The sequence below is a fragment of the Ferruginibacter sp. genome, assembly GCF_028288465.1.
Lineage (GTDB): Bacteria > Bacteroidota > Bacteroidia > Chitinophagales > Chitinophagaceae > Ferruginibacter.
The window spans coordinates 264119-283004 of record NZ_JAQBNR010000021.1; the positions used below are offsets into that span (position 1 = coordinate 264119).

Here is an 18886-nt window from a genome sequence, read left to right on the forward strand (position 1 = left end):
CTTTTTATTGAATAGCGATTTTACGAGTGAAGGATAGTACAATTACTACACTAAGCTTAAAAACCGGCACTTGACAGACTCGTTAAAACAAAAAAGTGGAACAGCTTTCACCATTCCTCTTATAAATAAAAAATATAGTCTTAGTTATTTATCTTTTTTGTGGTTATTTCAATCACTCCATTTTTTCCTTTTTCACCGTATTGCTTTGTGCCATGATCACCTTTTAAAACATTTACACTCATAATTAAATCTTTGTCCAACAAATTAAATACATCATTGGTTACGTCCTTTCCATCAATTACATAAAGAGCTTTTCCTGGTGCACTATCACCTTGTGACGCTTTATCCTCTTGCATCGTCACATTTACAATATGATTCTTAGCTGCTGTTTGCCCGGTACCGGTGCTTTCTGATATTTTACTATCAACAACCTTGTCGACTGCCGGAGATGGTGCATTGCCTGGCGTCTTAACAGTCTCTTTTCCATGGGCAGGATGCGGAGGTGGTGGTGGCGGTGGTGGAGGCAATGGTGCGACTGGAGCAATTTCAGGAGCTGGTGCGACTGGAGCAATTTCAGGAGCTGGTGCAACAGGAACAACCGAAGGAACTGGTGCTATAGGTGCTACCGGGGCTATGGCCGCTTCTGGTGCATCTGGCGCTGCTGGTGGAGGAGGTGGCGCAGGAAGTTCACCGTACTTTTTTGTAAAAGTAGATTTTGCATTTGCGTTATTTAAGTCGTACTCTTCCACCTTACCGTTTTTTAAAGTTACGGTAGCTCTGTTATTTTGAACGTTTACCGATCTGACATTTGCAGGCAGGTTGCCGGCAGCGGGCACAGTGTCAACAGCACTCACGAACATTTGTTGCGGCTTGATTACAACAGCATCCGGCTTTGACTGGTGTTGCCTGAAAGCAAGCAAAAGCACTGCTGCAACCGGCAGCACAAATAAAAATCTTGCCAGTTGTACCCTGGCAGTTTTAATTTTGTTCATCATGATGATACGTTTTTTAAGTGAAGAAAAATTGAATTGCTGGGTGAAACTAAACTGGGCAGTACCCATTACTTTTAATAACAAATACTGGTACTCTTTTTTATCAAAACCCGTTTGAATTATTTTATTGTCGGCTATAAACTCCAGGTTTTGCCGCACTGCGTGCCTTATCAGCCAGGCAAATGGATTGTACCAGTTTATAACACACAATATTTCTGTAAACAGGATATCTATTGTGTGTTTTTGTTTTACGTGTACAAACTCGTGTCGGATAATTTCTCTTAAACCATCGCTGTCCTGCATATCATGCTGTATAAAAATGGCGTTGCCAATTGAAAACGGAATAATATTTTTTGCGACGCTATAAATTTTTACGCTATCGTCACTTATAAGAATGGCTTTTCTTTTTAGCCTTACAAAAGAAATATATTGTATCAAAAGACGCAGCAGCAGTAAAAGGGCGCCAGTCAATAATATTGTCTGAACTATTGCCGGTAGCCATGTTTCTGCCCAGCTTGATGCAACTGCCGGCTTATTACTAACCGCATTAAAATTAAAATATGGTATCGTCGTAACTATTTCATTTTTTTCCAGTGAATGCCATACCTGCAGGGCACTGACATCAATAAAAGGAATATAAAAACAGCAGGCTGTATATGCCAGCAGGTACCACCGGTTGCAATTGTAAAAAGTGGTGCGCCGCAACACCAGCAAATAAAATGAATATACTATGGCAAGGCTGATGGATAACTTAAACAGGTATAAAAGCAATGATTGCATAAATGGTGTTTTACTTTTTAGATTCAATCAATGTGATAATTTCCTTCAACTCTTTAGGCGATAATTTTTTTTGATCGACAAAAAAGTTTACCAGCTCCTTGTAGGAGTTATCGAAATAGTCTTTTACAAAACCACTCATAAAACCTTTGGTATAGTCAGCTTCTGTTATCAGCGGTTTGTATACGTACAGGTTTCCCATCAGCCTGCCTGTAACGTATTTTTTCTTTTCAAGATTTTTTACTGTAGACGCCAGTGTAGTGTAGGGAGGAATGGGCGGTTCCATTTTTTCAAGAAACATTTTTACATTGCCCTCCCCTGTTTGCCAGATGGCCTTCATGGCCTGTTCTTCCTGTAGTGTGAGTTTATCTGCCATTGTTACGATCTTTTCGTAAATCTACGAATATTTCGTAAAAGGCAAAATAATTTTTCCCCTTTTTTCAAAAATAATTTTCAGGATGCAGATTTCACAGGGCTTTCAGTTTCACTGTTTATTGCAGTGTTACGTTTACTACGCAGGTTCCATACCTGCCCTTTATGACGGGTTGGTATTTCATCTCCCAATAATTTACCCCAGGGCTTTAATTCAGGAAGACGGTCAAATATAATTTTGAGAATACCTATAAAAGGAATGGATAAAAACATCCCCGGGATACCCCATACCGCATTACCTAATAAAACGATGACGAGAGAAATAAGTGCATTGATTTTTACTTTGGAAGAAACAATAAAAGGCACCAGGAAATGATTATCTATAAATTGAATTACGAGGTAAGCCAATGTAATACCAATTTGCGTGTGATAACCATCTTTCGTAATGGTGGCAATAAAGAGCGGAAGCAACACCGCGATAATACCACCTATAAATGGAAGAATATTTAAAATGGCACCAAGCAATCCAATCAGGATAGCGTAATCTACCCCCAGCAACAGCAAAGCTGTCGAATTTAAAGTTGCTACTATCAGCGCTTCCAGTATCAATCCAAACATATAGTTTTGAATCGCACCCTTGGTTTGTTTCAGCACCAGGCTTACCTCTTTTGAATTGTTTTCTGAAAATATTTCATACAGAAAATTGAGGATAAGAATTTTATAATACAAGAAAAGATAGGTGTAAACAGGCAGCAAAAATACCATCCCCAGTGTTCCCATCACAGTTCCCAAAGTGGCGGCAATGATCGGTTTGATGCCATTTTCAGCTTCGGCAATATATTGTTGCTGTTTGGCAATTGGCACATGAAGTTGTGTGCTTACATAATGCTGAAACGTAGCAGTAAGTTGCCAGAATTTAGTTTTTATAACCGGCAACTGGGCGCCGAAACTATTTAGTTCTGTCATTATAAAATATACGATACCCGATATAAAAATGAAAGCAATCAGCAAGGATAAAGATATGGCCCATATCTTATTTAGTCCCCATAACTGAAGTCGGTTTACGAGCGGATTCAACAACACGCCAAGTAAAATGGAGAAAGCCAGTGGTACCAATATTGACTTTAGATTAAAAAGCATAAAGACAAATAAGATCAATCCAAAAAGAACTACCGTACTTTTCAGGTAGAAGGGATACTTTTTAATCATGGTGTTTGTATGATGGTTGATGGGCCGGTTGCCGGGTTTAAATAATACACGGCCATTTGTTGACAAATGGCCGTGCAGATATGCAAGCTATGGATTTCACTATTCAGCAGCGGCGGATTCGTTCACCCGGCTTTCTGCCAGTTTTGACAAATTTTCATCCGCTTCTTTTTCCTCATCCAGCGTAGACTGTAAAATACCAGCCACTTCATCCTGGCCAAGTGTTTTTGCTAACTGTGCAAGTCCGCCGTATGTGGCAATTTCATAATGCTCCACTTTTTGGGCCGCCATAATAATACCAACGTCCCTGGTTGCTGTTCCGGCTTCAGTATCTTCAATAATACTTTCGCCCTCTTTAGTAATACCTTCCATTGCTTCACATTTTTTTGCCTGGGGTTTTTTGCCCAGCAGTGAAAATACTTCTTCCAATCTTTCAACGTGACCACGGGTAACATCCAGGTGCTCTGCAATGGCATTCTTTAGTTCAGGTGAGCTGGCTGCCTTATGCATTTTTGGCAATGTCTTTACAAGGTGCTTTTCTGCCCAGTAAATGTCTTTTATTTCATCATGAAAAAATTCCTGCAACCTGGAATCGCTTCCAATAGATTGCTGGTTGGGTGTCATCTTTTTCGACGGAGATTCCTTCATCGCATTGCCATTGCCGTTTGACTGGCTTTTGCTGGTAGTTGTTGCTTTTGTTGCCATAATAAAAAGTTTAAAATTTTATCTGTTTATAAAACTTAATTCACAAAATAACCATGCCACTTTAAATGGGTGTTCGAAGACGGCGCTTTTACAAAAAAAAAGTTTTGCTTTTCATTAGCCAACAAGCTTTTTTTTCAGGATTTTGCAGGAGAAAAGATGTAAAAATCGGAGGATGTCATGAAATAAATTATCAGTATTCTAACATCCGGCCACAATATCCTTCAATGCCGCCCCACAACTCCACAATCCAGGCTGGTTGAAGCTTACAGGTTGTTGTAGTGAACAATTTAAATGGGTTTGATGTTATCTGGGTTTAAAATAAATTATGAAAATAAATGCAATCAGCGGGGGCAACTAAATGGTATTTTATTGTTGCCCTGGTATGTTTGTAAGGACGAAAAGAAGTTGCAATAAACGCTACAACCTGTGTATAATTTTAGACAGCTTTTGTTTACGAAATTATCCCCTTTTTTTGCGGTATAGTAACGCAGCCGCAGCTTATGTACCATAATTAACGCCTGGATGGACAAGACTGTTAGCCTCAACTCCAGAACAACCACCCTGATATTTACAACGGGTCTGCATGTTAAAAAGCACCAGAATTATATAGTCACACCTTCTGCATTTTTAGATGGCATGGCGATACTAACATTGCTTTTTCAATCATGAAGAGGGAATCTCGTTTAACGGTGAAGTATATCTCCCGGTAAAATCAACCGTTCTTCGGGTACGGATATCTTATCTGCTTTGTCGTGACCCGGGTAGATAAAGTCAACCTCGTATTTATTGGAATTCTCCTGGTAGTTGCACACTACTGCACTGCCTGCAGGCTTATATTCCGTGTCCAACACAGTAACCGTTTGACCAGATTGAAATTTCATATTGCAGTTTTAGCAGTTTAAAAATATCCATTTGGCAAATACTTTTCGTCAAAAATTGTCCACAGAAACTTTTGCAACTGTGGATATAATATAAGGACTGAGTATACCCCGGCATAAACCTTTAGCCGGATTAATCGGCCAGCCTTTTTAAAATTGATCGAAATTCGGGATGTAGATGTACAGTGTATTTATTATCAAACCCTTAACAAACTTAATGGCTCTTTTCCAGTCACAGGTTGGCAATTTGAAATTCATTCAGTTAAATAGTCAACCATGAAAAGCAATCGAATGTTACTCCTGTTATTTATTGTCCTTATTGGCAGCGTACCGTCTGGCCAATTAAAAGCACAATCAGTTGAAGTGAACTTTTCTGTATTTCAGCAAGATCTCAGTCCTTACGGCAGATGGACTTTTAATCCACGCTTTGGCCAGGTTTGGATTTATGAAGATCCTGCTTTCCGGCCTTATGCAACTGACGGTCACTGGGAATATACCAACTACGGATGGTCATGGGTTTCTGATTTTGAATGGGGATGGGCGCCGTTCCATTATGGCAGATGGGAATATGACCCCGAATATGGCTGGATGTGGATTCCGGGATATGAGTGGGCAAGTGCATGGGTGAGCTGGAGTGAATACGACGGTTATTATGGATGGGCACCATTGGGTTATGGTCTTAACGTAAGTATATCCTTTGGCTCCATTCCTTATAACAGGTGGAATTTTTTACCAAGGCAATATATGGGAAGACCAGACTTTTACCGGTAGTGCGTTGAACCGCGGAATAATTATTTTAGAAATGCCGTAGTGATCAACAATTTTTACAATGGCCGTGAGGGCAGATTTAACCGCGGTCCGGAAAGAAGGGAAGTAGAAAGATTTACCAATAACCGTATTGAAGAAAGGCGTGTTAATTACAGGGAACGAATGGTGGTTAACAGAAATGATAATGAAAGAGGAAGGGGTAATGTTTTTAACAATGGCCGTGACTATAACAGGGATAGAAACAACAATAATCAGCCACAGGGCAATGGGCGGAATAATAATTTTCCCACAAGGCCAGATAACAGAAATGAAAATAATGGCACTTATAATCGCGGAAGAGAAAACGACAACCGGCAACCGCAAAACAATGCGCCCGTAATCAATAATCCCGGTAACAACAGGAACGACAATTTTCCCGCGAGGCCTCAAAACAGTTTTCCTGATAACCGGAATGGTAACAACGGCAACTACAATCATGGAAGAGACAATAATAACGGGCAACCGCAAAATAATACGCCGGTGATCAGTAACCCTGGTAACAACCGCAATGACAATTTTCCAGCAAGACCGCAAAATAATTTCCCTGATAACCGTGGCAGGGAAAACAATGGTTTTCCCGGCCGTGGAAATAACAATGCCGGAAGGCCGCAGCAGCAAAATATTCCGCAGCCTATGCCAGCCCCGCAACAATTTCTGCAACGGAATATGGAACGCAGGCAACAACAACCAATGCCACAGCAACCACAACAAAGAATGGAACGGCCGTCCAATGGTGGTTATAATGAAGGCCGGCAAAGGGTAGAACGGGAGCATAACCAGCGGCCGCAGTCACAGGGTAGAGGCCGTGGAAGAGAATAAATTTTCAAATCAACAATTATCTATCATAAAAATTTACCAACATGAAAAATACAATTTTAGTCGCCTTCGCAATCATTGGTTCATTGCTGTTCGCTTCCTGCAGCGGATCGAGGGTGGTGGTCGCAGAAAGGCCCGTTGCTCCTTATTATCAACGTCCGTTTGCACCGGGACCGGGTTATGTGTGGATAGAAGGAGATTGGCTATGGAGCCGCGGAAGATATATTCATCAACCAGGCTATTGGGCTGCACCAAGAGGCGGCCGCCGCTGGCAAGCCGGTAGCTGGCAGCATTACAATAACGGCTGGCAATGGCGTCGTGGTTATTGGCACAGATAAGTTTTAGTAAGGGTTATAGATCAGCAAGGGTGCAGTGTAATGGCTGCGCCCGTTTTTGTATGTAAAGTCGAATACTTTTCTGGCATATTATTTAGTCTTTACCTGATATTTAACCATCAGTAAAATTTACAACATGCAACAACCAATTAATTTTGAACACGGAGATATGACAGGGGCCATTTCTGTGACCTTAGCCAATGATCAAACCCTGGATGACTTTTGCCAACAGCATATTCTTGATTACAACCGCGACAGGTTTGAAGCCTTTGCCATCCGGCTATTTTTAGGAAAGGAAACGGTAATAACTGTATATGCTGTCGATAAAACCCGTGAAGAAGACAGCGATTTAAAAACAGACAAAATTGCCGTAAAAAAATTCAAAATAAACACCATCCCAATCAATGACTTGTTTAGTTATTGTTCGGCTTTTAATTGTACGCTCACAACGGGCACCTACGATTTGGATGAAATGGAAGTGATGAACCGGTAGGTATTTTAATTTGGTATCAGGCTGATAGGTATCACAATTTCCCAACGATTTTTTACAGTTGGATTTCTGTAATTGGGATCAAGCAAATGTGAAAAACGGATTTCAAATATGGCTGGCAAAGCATTCCATAACTTGGTATCAAAATATAATTCTGCTCCCGTGCTACGATTTTTAAGATAACCCGTTGATCCGTTATCTGCTTTTGCACTTACACTTGTATGGTCATAAAAAACATTCATTCGTATGCGTTGAAAAAACACCATGTTGCCGAAGCCCCAATCAGGATAAAACAATGGAAAGTGGTAATTAATACCGGCTTTATACATTGTAGGCTGACTCAAAGCATCATACCCTCGTGAATAAGGAAAATTATTGCTGAACAAATCATTCAAAGTATCTCTCTTTTGAAATGCACCGGCTATCACCAGGCTATGATTGGTTGAAAGGCCGGGTAAATAAAGTGATGCAGAAGCAACCAGTTTGTGGCTATTGCGGTAATTGAACGCATCCCGGTAACTTAGTGAGACCGACTGTGCCCACCGTGGATTGATTTGCTGCAATGCCTGCTGCGAAACATTGCTAAAGGACAAGAATGCACTGGCATAGTTAACACCGGCATTCGCCAATATATTTTTTCCAATGCCCCGGTAATACAATTGTTCAACATTATAGCTGGCGCCAAAGTTCAGATATTTGGATGTTGTACCGCCCGTAAAACTAAGTGGAATATAAAAACCTGCATTTATTTTAGCACTGTTAAAATGAACTGTTTTGCCTAATGCTGTATCAACCTGCCGGTCAAAACTGGCCGACGTTCCCAGATCAAGATATGGAAACCATCCTGCATAAATAGCGTCGAAACCCAGCGTATGACTCCGGTCGTTGCGATTGTATGTATAGGTAAGTGTGTTTGTAAAACTGGTTAAAATATTATCACTGTAAAAACTGTACCCATATTCAGGATCACTTACGAAAGGCCGCCAACTATGGAAGTTGAATAAGTGAAACGATTTACGGTATTTGCTTACAGGATTTTTTTCGCTGCTTGCCTGGTATAAGGCGCCTGCGCCTTGTCCTTTCAATGATTTGGCCGTACCGATTTCTGTTACCGGAGTGATGGCTGTATCATCTTCCAGCTGCCATTTTATTTCACCAGCCGCAAGCGACGACAGCCTGTAGCCGTTCGCAGTAAAAGCAGAAAATATCAAATTGCCGTTTGGACCAACAGCCGGTTGATACACGCCGTTCACGTTAGCAGTAAGCCGGTATATTTTTTTATCTTTTAAAGAAACCGCAAAGATTTTATCGGCCGGTGACTGATTGTCCATCGCACTATAATAAACTGTATCGTTCTTTACAAAAGGAAACCCCACTACGTTAAAAGAAAAAGGCGTAACAGTTGCTGTTTCCCCGGTTGTTAAATTCACCTGTACAAGCGCCATTTCACCTGCCGGATTTCTTACGGCTGAAATTGCAGCGTTATTATCAATGTAACTGCTTTGTGTAAAAAAATAATTATGCGGATTTGGTATGATGTGAACCAGTTTACCTGAATGACCATCTATGCGGTGCAAATTGTTTCCTCCATTTACTTCAACATTTACAGCAAGGATTTCTGTACCTTCTTTGTTTATTACAGGAGAAAAATATTTTGATTTAAAGGTGAGTCGCCTTTTTTCTTTAGTATAAATATTCAGCAGTTCTATATTGCTGTAATTCCTGTTACCCCACCGCGGATCAGTTTGATAACTGGCATAAACAACACGACCGTTATTGTAAGAGAAGTAGTCATCAATCACTATCTTTTTCACACTGATTTTTTGTTCTCTGCCATGTGCAATCAGGTAAAAGGCATTGATTTCTTTGTACGATCTTTTTGTTACAAGAATACTGTCATTATTAATATACACCGGGAACTGGTAATCTGCCACCGTATTTTTTTTAACAGGGGTGAGATAGCTGAGCTCTGGCTCCGCTTTTAATTTCGGCGTTGTCTGGATTTTAAAATAGTCCAGCGCATCCTGCCTGAACTGGCTATAAGTTCTTCCTGAATACTTTTCGATGGCTTTATTAAAAGGGTAAAACAATCCTTTAAAACGAACGGCATCATCCGTAACCTTTCGCCAAAAATCAGCACCATATTTTTCATATCCGTATGCCACCAGCTGGTAACCCAATTCATAATGATCTGGTGTGTAATCAACCAGCGAACCACTGCGCAATTTCATCCAACTGTAGTTTTTATTGCTCAATTGCAGTGAGCGCAGGCCATTGTAAAAAAAGGGCATCCTGCCCCTGCCCTGCGCACTTACCAGCGTTTCCTGCCAAACTGCATCACCTTCAAAAAAATAATCCGGGATGGTTATTCCGTTAGCAAATAACTGTCCTTCCTGTCCCAGGAAAAAAGAAAATGCTTTGGTAAGCCCATTATTAAAATTGGCCAGCTGCTGCATGTGCCGGTCTTCATGAATGATCAGGTTATCATCCCACCGCACACTGCCATTGCTAAAATTATCCTGACCTGGTAACAAATTTAACTCGCTGATAACTGGTGCCAGCCTTACGTATGCATTTGGGATGGTTGTCTGGTTAAGCAAAACAATGTTCCACTTACGATGCCTATTGCCGATGGTAGACGTTGTGGTGCTATCCAGCAGCCGCACAATATTACTGATCCTGTTTGCCTGGCTGTCCAATCCCTTGGGGAAAATAACCCGGGAGAAAGCCGTATTTACCTGCTGCCATTTTAACGCAGCCGGGTTACCGCCAAAGTTTTGCGCTGAAGTATAAAAAGAAATAAAACATAAAATAGGCAGTAATAATTTTCTACAAGTCATGCAATAAAGTTAAGTATTAAGTTTCCCGGATTTGCTAACTGTAAGTTATTGGCTTTTACATAATGAGTCTGTAACTTTTATGAATTCCGGGTCATGGCTTCCATCCATTGCATTATCAAAGCTCCGTCTTGTGCACTGCAAGGGTTTTCAGTGCCGCCTGAAAAATATTCCACCACAGCTGCAATCATGGGTTGCTGTACATGTTGTAATGCATCAAAGGTAATTTGTTCGGTTTCATCATTTATAGTAATTGTAATGGTACGGCCATCAAAAACGGAGAATCCTATTGTACCTCTTGAACCGGTAATTTCGCACCAGTCTCTTTCTGCAGCCGCAGCTATGCCAAAACTCCATATTCCATTAAATACAACTCCATTTTTAAAAAGGATATTTCCCGCAACTGTATCATCGGCTGCATACAATCCTGCATTATTGGTGGCCACTCCATGAACGGTTGCAGCTTCACCAAAAAAATAATGCATCAGGTCCAGCTGGTGCGGCGCAAGATCATGAAACAAACCGCCACCTGCTATGGATGGATCAACACGCCAGGCAATTCTTTTGTCCAGTAATTCCGTTGCCGTCAATGCTTTTTTACAATATTGCAACTGCACAAAATGTACCGCTCCAATAATTTCATCTTCTATCAGTTGTTTTATTTTTTTGAAAAAAGGCTGTTGCCGGCGGTAATGCGCCACTGCTAACGGAACGTTTTTTTGAGCGGCCAGGTTTGCCATCTTCCAGGCTTCAGCAGTATTGTTGCTCATCGGCTTTTCGACATACACTGGTTTGCCGGCGTTGATGGCAGCTATGCAATACATTTCGTGCGAAGAAGGCGGCGTGGCAATGTACACTGCATTCACTTCCGGATCATTAATCAGGTCCTCCCCGTTGGTGTACCATTTTGGTACATTGTGGCGCTGGGCGTAATCCTTTGCTTTGTCTGCATTGCGTCGCATAACCGCAACCAGCATGGAATTACTCACTTTATTAAAGGCTGGCCCGCTTTTTTTTTCGGTAACATCCCCGCAACCGATAATGCCCCATTTTATTTTTTTCATAACAAAAAACTATACCTTATTGCAGCATTCTGCTGCCTGTTTTATCGTGCAACTGATGCTAAATCAGTGGTATTGTTAAAACACGTTGATTATTTTTTTGACAGGCTTTTATCAACCTGGTAACCAAAAATATAACCTGCTATACAACCTAGCAAGGTGCCAGCTACGAGCGTCGTAACGCTGTCAGCAGCCATAAAAAAACTTACAGCCAGCCCCAGCAAACCACAAAATAAAACGGTTGCAATAATAGTACGGCTTGTTTTTTTATGCTTATGCTGTGTTTCTGTTGTTTTTGGATGATGATGATCGGGATGTTTGTGCGGGTGTCTTGTCTTGGATTCAGGCATACAATTTATTTTCAAAGTACGCTTTATTTTGCTCCACAACAAATGGGAATTTTATGAAGCAATATTCACAAGAATACAAACAAAAAACCTCCCAAACAGGAGGCTTTTCACAGGCGGTTTTTTTAGTGTACGGACCTATGGTCAGGGTTTCAGTGGTATTGGATGATTTCAATGTAAATATAGACAGGTTATTTGTCAGAGTTTGTAATCAATCCTGTAATATATCATAGAAGTTTTTGTAACAACTAAAATAATGATATATGCTGTCCGCTGATTTAAGGCGCACAATTATCTGGTTTTTAAAGAGGACTACCCAGCAGGTAGGTAATCTGCATGCCATACTTATTTTTAACTTTACCGGCCTGCCACGTATAACCAGTATCGGAGATACTACGTGCAATTTGCAATAACTGTTTGGGCTGATATAACCTGGTTACCGAAACAATGCCATCCCAAACTGTACAAAATGGAATTAGTGGAATGATATAGGTAAACAATATGCGGTTCCATTTAAACGGTCTGAAGAATGGAGTAAACAACATGAAGGCAATGGGGTGTAGCAATAGAATGGCGATAACAAAAAACATATTCCGGTCTCCGCCATCAAAAACAGCTATGCCTTCACGAGCCCTTACAGCATCTTGAATTACATCTGTTGCGGTAGCTTCGTCAAAGTGATGAAAGGCAGAAAAAATAGTTCTCACGCCTTTTAAGCCTGCATTAACGCTTACGGCATTTACCGGGGTAGAGCAGTAATTGATTTTTCCGCCAGCTTGTTGTTGTATAAATTCATAGGCGGGTATATTGGGAAATTTATCCGTTAACGTAAATGTTACCTGCCGGGAATATTGCTGTTCTAAATTTTTTTGGATCTGTTGAATGGTACCTCCGCCGCCTGAACACAGATCAATTATGTTGTGAGCCCTTGTATGCTGTAACAATTGTAACAAAAGCGGACTAACTGGTTCGTAAAAATTGCCACTATTCAAAATAAACCTTAAGTAATCCGTCATACCCTCCCGTATGGAGGCGGGCAGCCATGCCTGGTCTTCAAACTCAAATAACCTGTTCTTCATGCTGCAATTTAATGCTTCGCTCTGCAAATGATCAATGGCCTTTGAACTCAGAGAAACTACAGCTAAATAAAAAAAGCAAGTGGTGACAAATAAAAAACCCCCATCAGGAGGTTTTTCTTAGACAAGGAGTAAATATTTGGATTCTCAGAATATAGACTTAACGAGGTTTTAGCTTATTGAATTATTATGTAAAAATGCAACATTTCCAACAAGCATCCTATAGATATATAGCCGGCAACGCTGTAGAAGTTTTTCTACCCTTTCGAAAAAATGTTGTTTAACATTCTTTGCTGTCATGAATATTTATTAAACTTATTCTGTAAAATATTGTAATTAAACCGGCAACCTTCTTATTACCAAGGGTAAACATTATTATGTATTTCAGGATGCAGCGGGCAGTAAGCGCCCTGTGCCAACTTATGGCATGTAGTTCGCAATCACTCAAAATATTCAACAATAATTCAACTATAAAAATATTAATTTAATACAGCAACATGAATAAAGAACTTCAATTAATCAAACAACAATTGACGGATACCTATGATGGCGATCCATGGTATGGCAGATCACTGGCTAGTATTTTAAATGAAGTAGCAACAAAACATGCTTGGGCCGTTAAAGTAAACAACAATCACAACAACACTGTTTTACTATATCATATTATTAACTGGCGGTTGTTTACCATCAGCCGCTTTGAAAAGGATGCCCTGACCACTACGGCACATTTTGAAGAAAATAATTTTCCGTCATTTCCACAACCCACAGAATCTGTATGGCGGAACGGGATGCAGTCACTGGCACTTACCCAGCAACATTTACTGGACAAAATAAATAAAACAACCGATGAAATGTTAGATAAAAAAGTGCCGGGAAGGGAATATAATTTCAGGACCTTGCTGAATGGTATTGTGCAACATGATATTTACCATATAGGCCAAATAATGGTGTCGTTAAAATGAACCTGGTCTTACAAGGACGGATCATTGCTTATAAATGCAATTGCCTTCATCATATCGGTTTGTAAAATACGGTCAGCTTCGTTAAAGGTAACCTCCTTTCTAAAGGCATGCACAATTGCTTCTATCGCAGCTGAGCTTTTTAATGGCCGCCGGAATTCAAGCGCCTGTACAGCAGTAAGCAATTCAATGGCCAGCACTTTTTCTACATTGACAACCACCCTTTTACATTTGGTAGCTGCATTGGCACCCATGCTCACATGGTCTTCCTGGTTGTTGCTGCTGCTGATAGAGTCCACGCTGGCAGGCGTACACAACTGTTTGTTCTCGCTTACGATGCCCGCGGCCGTATATTGAGGTATCATAAAACCAGAATGCAGGCCCGGCTGCTTTACCAGGAACATGGGTAGTTTATGCTGACCGCTGATGAGCTGGTAAGTTCTTCTTTCCGAAATATTGGCTATCTCACTCATTGCAATGGCTAAAAAATCCAGCGCCAGTGCCAGCGGCTGCCCGTGAAAATTTCCGCCGCTCAATATTAAATCATCATCCGGAAAAATATTGGGATTGTCAGTAACAGAATTGATTTCCTTTATAAAAATGCCGAGCACATAATCGAATGTATCTTTTGTTGCGCCATGCACTTGTGGTATACAGCGAAAAGAATATGGATCCTGCACCTGTTCTTTTTGTTGTGTTGCAATTTGGCTACCAACAAGCAATCTGCGCAAAGCCGCAGCCGTTGACACCTGGCCGCTGTGGCTGCGGATGGAATGTATTTTTTCGTGCAATGGTTCCAGTGTGCAATCAAAAGCATCAAAAGATATAGCCGCAATAATATTGGCCCACTGCAATAACCGGTCGCATTGTATCAGGTTGTGCATACCGTAGGCGCTCATAAACTGCGTACCATTAATCAACGCCAACCCTTCTTTGCTTTGCAGGGGTATCGGCTTCCAATTAAATTGCTGTAATGCTTCAGCAGCCAGCATTTTCTTGCCTTTGCAATACACTTCACCTAAACCAAGCAGTGCCAGGCTCAGGTGACTAAGTGGCGCCAGATCCCCCGAAGCCCCCAGCGACCCCTGTGTATAAATCACCGGTAACACATCATTGTTGTACATCTCGGTCAGCCTTTTCACAGTATCTATCTGTACGCCGGAATTGCCATAACTCAACGATTTTATTTTGAGCATGATCATAAACCTGACTATCGGTGCAGGCACTTCTTCACCCAAACCGCATGCGTGTGATTTAATCAGGTTTACCTGCAACTCCTGTAATTGTGCGTGGTCGATTTTTACATTTTGCAGATAGCCAAATCCGGTATTGATACCATAAAATAATTCATTGCCCTCAGCCAGTTTTTTATCCAGGTATTCCCTGCAGGCTGTAATGCGCTGATGCGCATCAAACGTAATGGATACTTTTTGCTCAAAAGCCAGCAGGTTTTTCACCTGCTGAAAGTTAAGCGGGTTTTTGTCAAGCGGCAAATAATTATAACTCATGCGGGGCTTCTTTTTTGGATATATCCGTAAAATAAAACAGGCTTATCTTTTCAAAAGTAACAAAACTAATTAACTATAGATTTACCGGCATCAGCAATTGTCCTGGCATTGCAATCTGCATTTTTACGTACCGGAAAGACAAATACAACAAAGAATCATCCGCTGTATTATTAATTATCAAAACCGGCCTTCGGCAATGGCTAATCGTTGCGGTTACAAAGTGCCCTTATAACAACACTCGCAGCCAGGCAACCAAACAATGCCGGCATATAACTGACGGTACCAATAATGGATTTTTTGGGAAACGCCTTTTCAGTAACAACAATTTTTCCAGCATCAATTTCCTCCGGCGAAAACACCACAGTTACACCTTTGGTTATTCCTTCTTTGTGCAAATATTTTCTAACGTAGCGGGCTAGTTTGCATTTATAGCTGTCGGCAATATCCGCCACCTGTATCTGCGAAGGGTCCATTTTACCGCCCGCTCCCAGTGAACTTACCACCGGAATGTTCCTGTCAACGCAGGTTTTAATCAGCCACACTTTAGGGGTTAACGTATCGATGCAGTCTATTACATAATCATACGTGCCAGCTTCAACAATCTCCACCGTTCTTTCTTCCTTTATAAATTCAGCAACCACTGTTAATTCAATCTCCGGGTTGATGTCTCTTAGCCTTGCGGCCATTACTTCGGCCTTTAATTGTGTTGCTGTACTATGCAGGGCCGCAATCTGCCGGTTGCCATTGCTCAGATCAACTGTATCGCCATCCACGATGGTCATCCTTCCAACGCCGCTTCTGGCAATCATTTCAGCGCAAATACCTCCTACGCCACCTAGTCCTACTACCAGCACATTTTTATGCATCAGTTGTTGCGTAGTATCATCACCCAGCAGCAACTGTGTGCGGCTCATCCAATATGGTATCATCGTTTATTAATTTTTGGTTTGCAATATTACCATTATTGTCCGGGCTACGAAGCTTTGTGGCAAATCGTTGTGTCAGCCGATAGCTATCGGCTCGCTTGTAGTTTTTCGGCTTTGGGGCGCCGGTCTTAAATGCGAACGCATTTTAACTTTATTGATTGGAAATACTGACAGGGAGTTTCCAATTGTACTATACATTTGATTTTAGCTTAATACTAACATCACACCCGAATTACCGGAACTATATAAACTGAAAATAATGAGATTAAAACTATTCTTTTGCATCCTCTTCCTTTTTAATTGCAATAATTTATCAGCTCAAAATACAAAAGATATTTTGCAGCAGACATATAACAAATGCCAAACCATTCAAAATGGCTACTATGAGATGACAAGGTATTTTAAATTTATGGATGCAAAGGATACAACAAAAAGTACTTCGAAGTGCTATTTTAAAAGGCTGAAAGATGATGACTTTGATCTTGCTGCTTTTCGTTACGAAGATGGAGGTATTTCACTTTACACAGGTGACGATCTTATAATAGTTCAGCCCTGGGACAGCACTGCAACAATTGTATCAAAAGCATTATGGGCTAAAAAAATTCAATCGCAAAGCCGCAGCTACAAATTCTATTCACCATTCACAAATCAGAAATACCCCACTGTTCCGCATGATACTGATCTTATGGATAAAAGATACATCTGCAAACTAATAGGAGAAGAAAATTTAGATAATGAAAGTTGCTTTCATATTCAGGTAGATGATACTCACAAAGACGAGACTTCCGAAAAGATGAAAACCATCCTGCTAGAATACCATTATTGGGTTAAAAAATCTGACTTTATTCCCATCCAATATTCCATAGCGTACAATAACGTAATGGATAATGATACCATGCATCAATATGAACGGAATACTTTGAATAAATATGAAATAAACAACTTAAATGATGACAATATCTGGACAGTGAAATCACTTCCGGCTTTCTATACATTAAAAGATTACACTCCTTCCAAAAACCCTGTTACTTTGACCAGGGGTGCAATTGCTCCGGAATGGGAATTGCTTTCATTAAAAGACGAAAAAACAAATCTAAACGATTTTAAAGGACAGCTTGTACTGATTGATTTTTTTACCAAATCTTGTTACCCCTGTATACTGGCGCTACCAGGTTTACAAGCCCTTCATAAAAAATACGAAAAGAAAGGACTAAAAGTTATTGGTATTGATATCTATGACAAAAAAGAAGATGGCATAGCCGCCTTTCTAACAAAACGTGGCGTAACCTATAAGGTTTTGTTAGGAGGAAAAGTCGTATCGGAAGATTACCACGTCGCGGGTATACCCACCATGTATTTGATTGACAAGAATGGAAGTATAATTTTCTCCCGGGTTGGGTATGTGCAAGGTCAGGACAAAGAACTTGAAAAAGTAATACAGCAAAATCTCTAAGGCGGCTAGTTCTTTTATCACAATGAATACTCCACTGATTTGCTACATTTGAAAATAAAATAACCTCCCATGTATTTCAAAACAAAAATATTTTTTTACGCCATGGCATTGCTGAACGGCTTTACTAACGCGAACGCTCAAACGATTCAACTATTAAACAGCGGTACAACAGCCTCCATCCGCGGACTTAGTGTGGTAAGCGACAAAGTGGTATGGATAAGCGGCAGTGGCGGCACGGTAGGAAAATCAACAGATGGCGGTGCAACCTGGAAAATGATGCAGGTAAAAGGTTTTGAGAAGGCCGATTTCAGGGATATTGAAGCTTTCGATGCGAAGACAGCCGTCATCATGGCAATTGCTGAACCCGCCTATATTCTGCGTACTTCAGACGGCGGTGACAGTTGGCAAACGGTATATGAAAATAAAACAAAAGGCATGTTTTTAGATGCTATGGAATTCTGGAATGAACAAAGCGGGATCGTAATTGGCGACCCCATTGAAAATAAAGTTTTTATTGCCCGCACTTTTGATGGCGGAAAAAAATGGCAGGAATTGCCGCCACAAAATTACCCTGTGACGGATAGTGGGGAAGCATTTTTTGCCAGTAGCGGTACCAATGTAAGAAAGCTAAGTAAACAGGAAGCCGTGTTTATTTCAGGCGGTACAAAAAGCAGACTGTTCATCAGGGATAATAAAATTGATCTCCCTATTATGCAGGGTAAAAACAGCACCGGCGCCAATTCCATCGCCATAAAAAATAACCACACGTTTATAATTGTAGGCGGCGATTTTATGGCCAAAGAAGATACTACACAAAATTGCTGCATTACAACTGATGGTGGTAAAACATTTACTTCCCCAGCAACACCGCCACATGGTTACCGAAGCTGTGTAGAATACATTGATAAAAATACCTGGCTTAGTTGCGGGCTGACAGGCGTTGACGTCAGTAATGATGAAGGCAACAACTGGCAATTGATCAGCAAAGAAGGCTTTCATGTATGCCGCAAAGCAAAGAAAGGAAATGCCGTATTTCTTGCAGGCAGCGGCGGTCGTATTGGCAAGTTGTCGAACTAAATTCAACTAATCCGTATTGAAAAACACAACGGTATTATACCACCAGATATCCAGTCTTCTGCCATACCAGGTCTAAAGCGAATATGACCGTGTGAACCTGATACATAAAAGGCAAAACAATAATACCCACGCATATTGATGCCAGCGAAGAAAACATTTTCATTGGAAAGATATGTTACTAGTGTATTCTAATCCTAAAAACACAATAATGCCTGACAGCAATGAGGCTTTATTACATACAAAAAGCCGCTCCAATGGAACGGC

19 protein-coding genes are annotated in these 18886 nt (G+C 40.8%); 8 read left to right on the forward strand and 11 right to left on the reverse strand.

What is annotated here, in order from left to right; translation table 11 throughout:
• Window positions 1-140: 140 nt before the first annotated feature.
• From JWR61_RS10345 to JWR61_RS10360, 4 genes are all read right to left on the reverse strand, one after another.
• A complete protein-coding gene (locus tag JWR61_RS10345) occupies window positions 141-1772 on the reverse strand; it encodes a M56 family metallopeptidase (protein WP_301927738.1) in 1632 nt (543 codons plus the stop codon).
• A gap of 10 nt (window positions 1773-1782) precedes the next feature.
• On the reverse strand, window positions 1783-2145 hold the full coding sequence (locus JWR61_RS10350; RefSeq protein ID WP_301927739.1) for a BlaI/MecI/CopY family transcriptional regulator: 363 nt from the start codon (window positions 2143-2145) through the stop codon (window positions 1783-1785).
• 77 nt (window positions 2146-2222) lie between these two features.
• Window positions 2223-3350 carry an AI-2E family transporter gene (locus tag JWR61_RS10355; protein WP_301927740.1) on the reverse strand — a complete coding sequence of 376 codons (1128 nt, stop codon included), beginning with the start codon at window positions 3348-3350 and terminating at the stop codon, window positions 2223-2225.
• A gap of 99 nt (window positions 3351-3449) precedes the next feature.
• On the reverse strand, window positions 3450-4052 hold the full coding sequence (locus tag JWR61_RS10360; protein WP_301927741.1) for a ferritin-like domain-containing protein: 603 nt from the start codon (window positions 4050-4052) through the stop codon (window positions 3450-3452).
• Window positions 4053-4574: 522 nt separating this feature from the next.
• Here JWR61_RS10360 and JWR61_RS10365 point away from each other — a divergent pair.
• Entirely contained in the window at window positions 4575-4721 is a 147-nt protein-coding gene (locus tag JWR61_RS10365) for a hypothetical protein (RefSeq protein WP_301927742.1), read from the forward strand.
• Between the two features lie 14 nt (window positions 4722-4735).
• On the opposite strand, the gene JWR61_RS10370 is transcribed toward JWR61_RS10365, so the two are convergent.
• Window positions 4736-4933 (reverse strand): hypothetical protein, encoded by a 198-nt coding sequence (locus JWR61_RS10370; protein WP_290337738.1) that lies wholly within the window; start codon window positions 4931-4933, stop codon window positions 4736-4738.
• A gap of 273 nt (window positions 4934-5206) precedes the next feature.
• On the opposite strand from JWR61_RS10370, the gene JWR61_RS10375 reads away from it, so the two are divergent.
• From JWR61_RS10375 to JWR61_RS10390, 4 genes are all read left to right on the forward strand, one after another.
• Window positions 5207-5701, forward strand: coding sequence for a DUF6600 domain-containing protein (locus JWR61_RS10375; protein WP_301927743.1), 495 nt, complete (start codon window positions 5207-5209; stop codon window positions 5699-5701).
• A gap of 39 nt (window positions 5702-5740) precedes the next feature.
• On the forward strand, window positions 5741-6556 hold the full coding sequence (locus JWR61_RS10380; protein ID WP_301927744.1) for a hypothetical protein: 816 nt from the start codon (window positions 5741-5743) through the stop codon (window positions 6554-6556).
• A 41-nt stretch (window positions 6557-6597) separates the two neighbouring features.
• Window positions 6598-6891, forward strand: coding sequence for a hypothetical protein (locus tag JWR61_RS10385; RefSeq protein WP_301927745.1), 294 nt, complete (start codon window positions 6598-6600; stop codon window positions 6889-6891).
• Window positions 6892-7024: 133 nt separating this feature from the next.
• On the forward strand, window positions 7025-7381 hold the full coding sequence (locus JWR61_RS10390) for a hypothetical protein (RefSeq protein WP_301927746.1): 357 nt from the start codon (window positions 7025-7027) through the stop codon (window positions 7379-7381).
• A gap of 5 nt (window positions 7382-7386) precedes the next feature.
• Here the strand turns inward: JWR61_RS10390 and JWR61_RS10395 are convergent, their stop codons facing one another.
• From JWR61_RS10395 to JWR61_RS10410, 4 genes are all read right to left on the reverse strand, one after another.
• Window positions 7387-10218, reverse strand: coding sequence for a hypothetical protein (locus JWR61_RS10395; protein WP_301927747.1), 2832 nt, complete (start codon window positions 10216-10218; stop codon window positions 7387-7389).
• Window positions 10219-10295: 77 nt separating this feature from the next.
• Complete coding sequence (locus JWR61_RS10400) at window positions 10296-11279, reverse strand: Gfo/Idh/MocA family protein (protein ID WP_301927748.1); 984 nt, start codon at window positions 11277-11279, stop codon at window positions 10296-10298.
• Window positions 11280-11368: 89 nt separating this feature from the next.
• Entirely contained in the window at window positions 11369-11626 is a 258-nt protein-coding gene (locus JWR61_RS10405; protein ID WP_301927749.1) for a hypothetical protein, read from the reverse strand.
• Between the two features lie 299 nt (window positions 11627-11925).
• A complete protein-coding gene (locus JWR61_RS10410) occupies window positions 11926-12702 on the reverse strand; it encodes a hypothetical protein (RefSeq protein WP_301927750.1) in 777 nt (258 codons plus the stop codon).
• Between the two features lie 494 nt (window positions 12703-13196).
• On the opposite strand from JWR61_RS10410, the gene JWR61_RS10415 reads away from it, so the two are divergent.
• Window positions 13197-13661, forward strand: coding sequence for a DinB family protein (locus tag JWR61_RS10415; RefSeq protein ID WP_301927751.1), 465 nt, complete (start codon window positions 13197-13199; stop codon window positions 13659-13661).
• A gap of 8 nt (window positions 13662-13669) precedes the next feature.
• Here JWR61_RS10415 and hutH read toward each other — a convergent pair whose 3' ends face one another.
• Together hutH and JWR61_RS10425 are read right to left on the reverse strand one after the other, a co-directional pair.
• Entirely contained in the window at window positions 13670-15166 is a 1497-nt protein-coding gene (gene hutH / locus JWR61_RS10420; RefSeq protein WP_301927752.1) for a histidine ammonia-lyase, read from the reverse strand.
• Window positions 15167-15366: 200 nt separating this feature from the next.
• Window positions 15367-16095, reverse strand: a complete 729-nt coding sequence (locus tag JWR61_RS10425; protein ID WP_301927753.1) for a tRNA threonylcarbamoyladenosine dehydratase — start codon at window positions 16093-16095, stop codon at window positions 15367-15369.
• Between the two features lie 256 nt (window positions 16096-16351).
• Here JWR61_RS10425 and JWR61_RS10430 point away from each other — a divergent pair, with 256 nt between their 5' ends.
• Both JWR61_RS10430 and JWR61_RS10435 read left to right on the forward strand, forming a co-directional pair.
• Window positions 16352-17545 carry a TlpA disulfide reductase family protein gene (locus JWR61_RS10430; protein ID WP_301927754.1) on the forward strand — a complete coding sequence of 398 codons (1194 nt, stop codon included), beginning with the start codon at window positions 16352-16354 and terminating at the stop codon, window positions 17543-17545.
• A 69-nt stretch (window positions 17546-17614) separates the two neighbouring features.
• Window positions 17615-18622 carry a YCF48-related protein gene (locus tag JWR61_RS10435; protein WP_301927755.1) on the forward strand — a complete coding sequence of 336 codons (1008 nt, stop codon included), beginning with the start codon at window positions 17615-17617 and terminating at the stop codon, window positions 18620-18622.
• The last annotated feature ends 264 nt before the right edge of the window (window positions 18623-18886 follow it).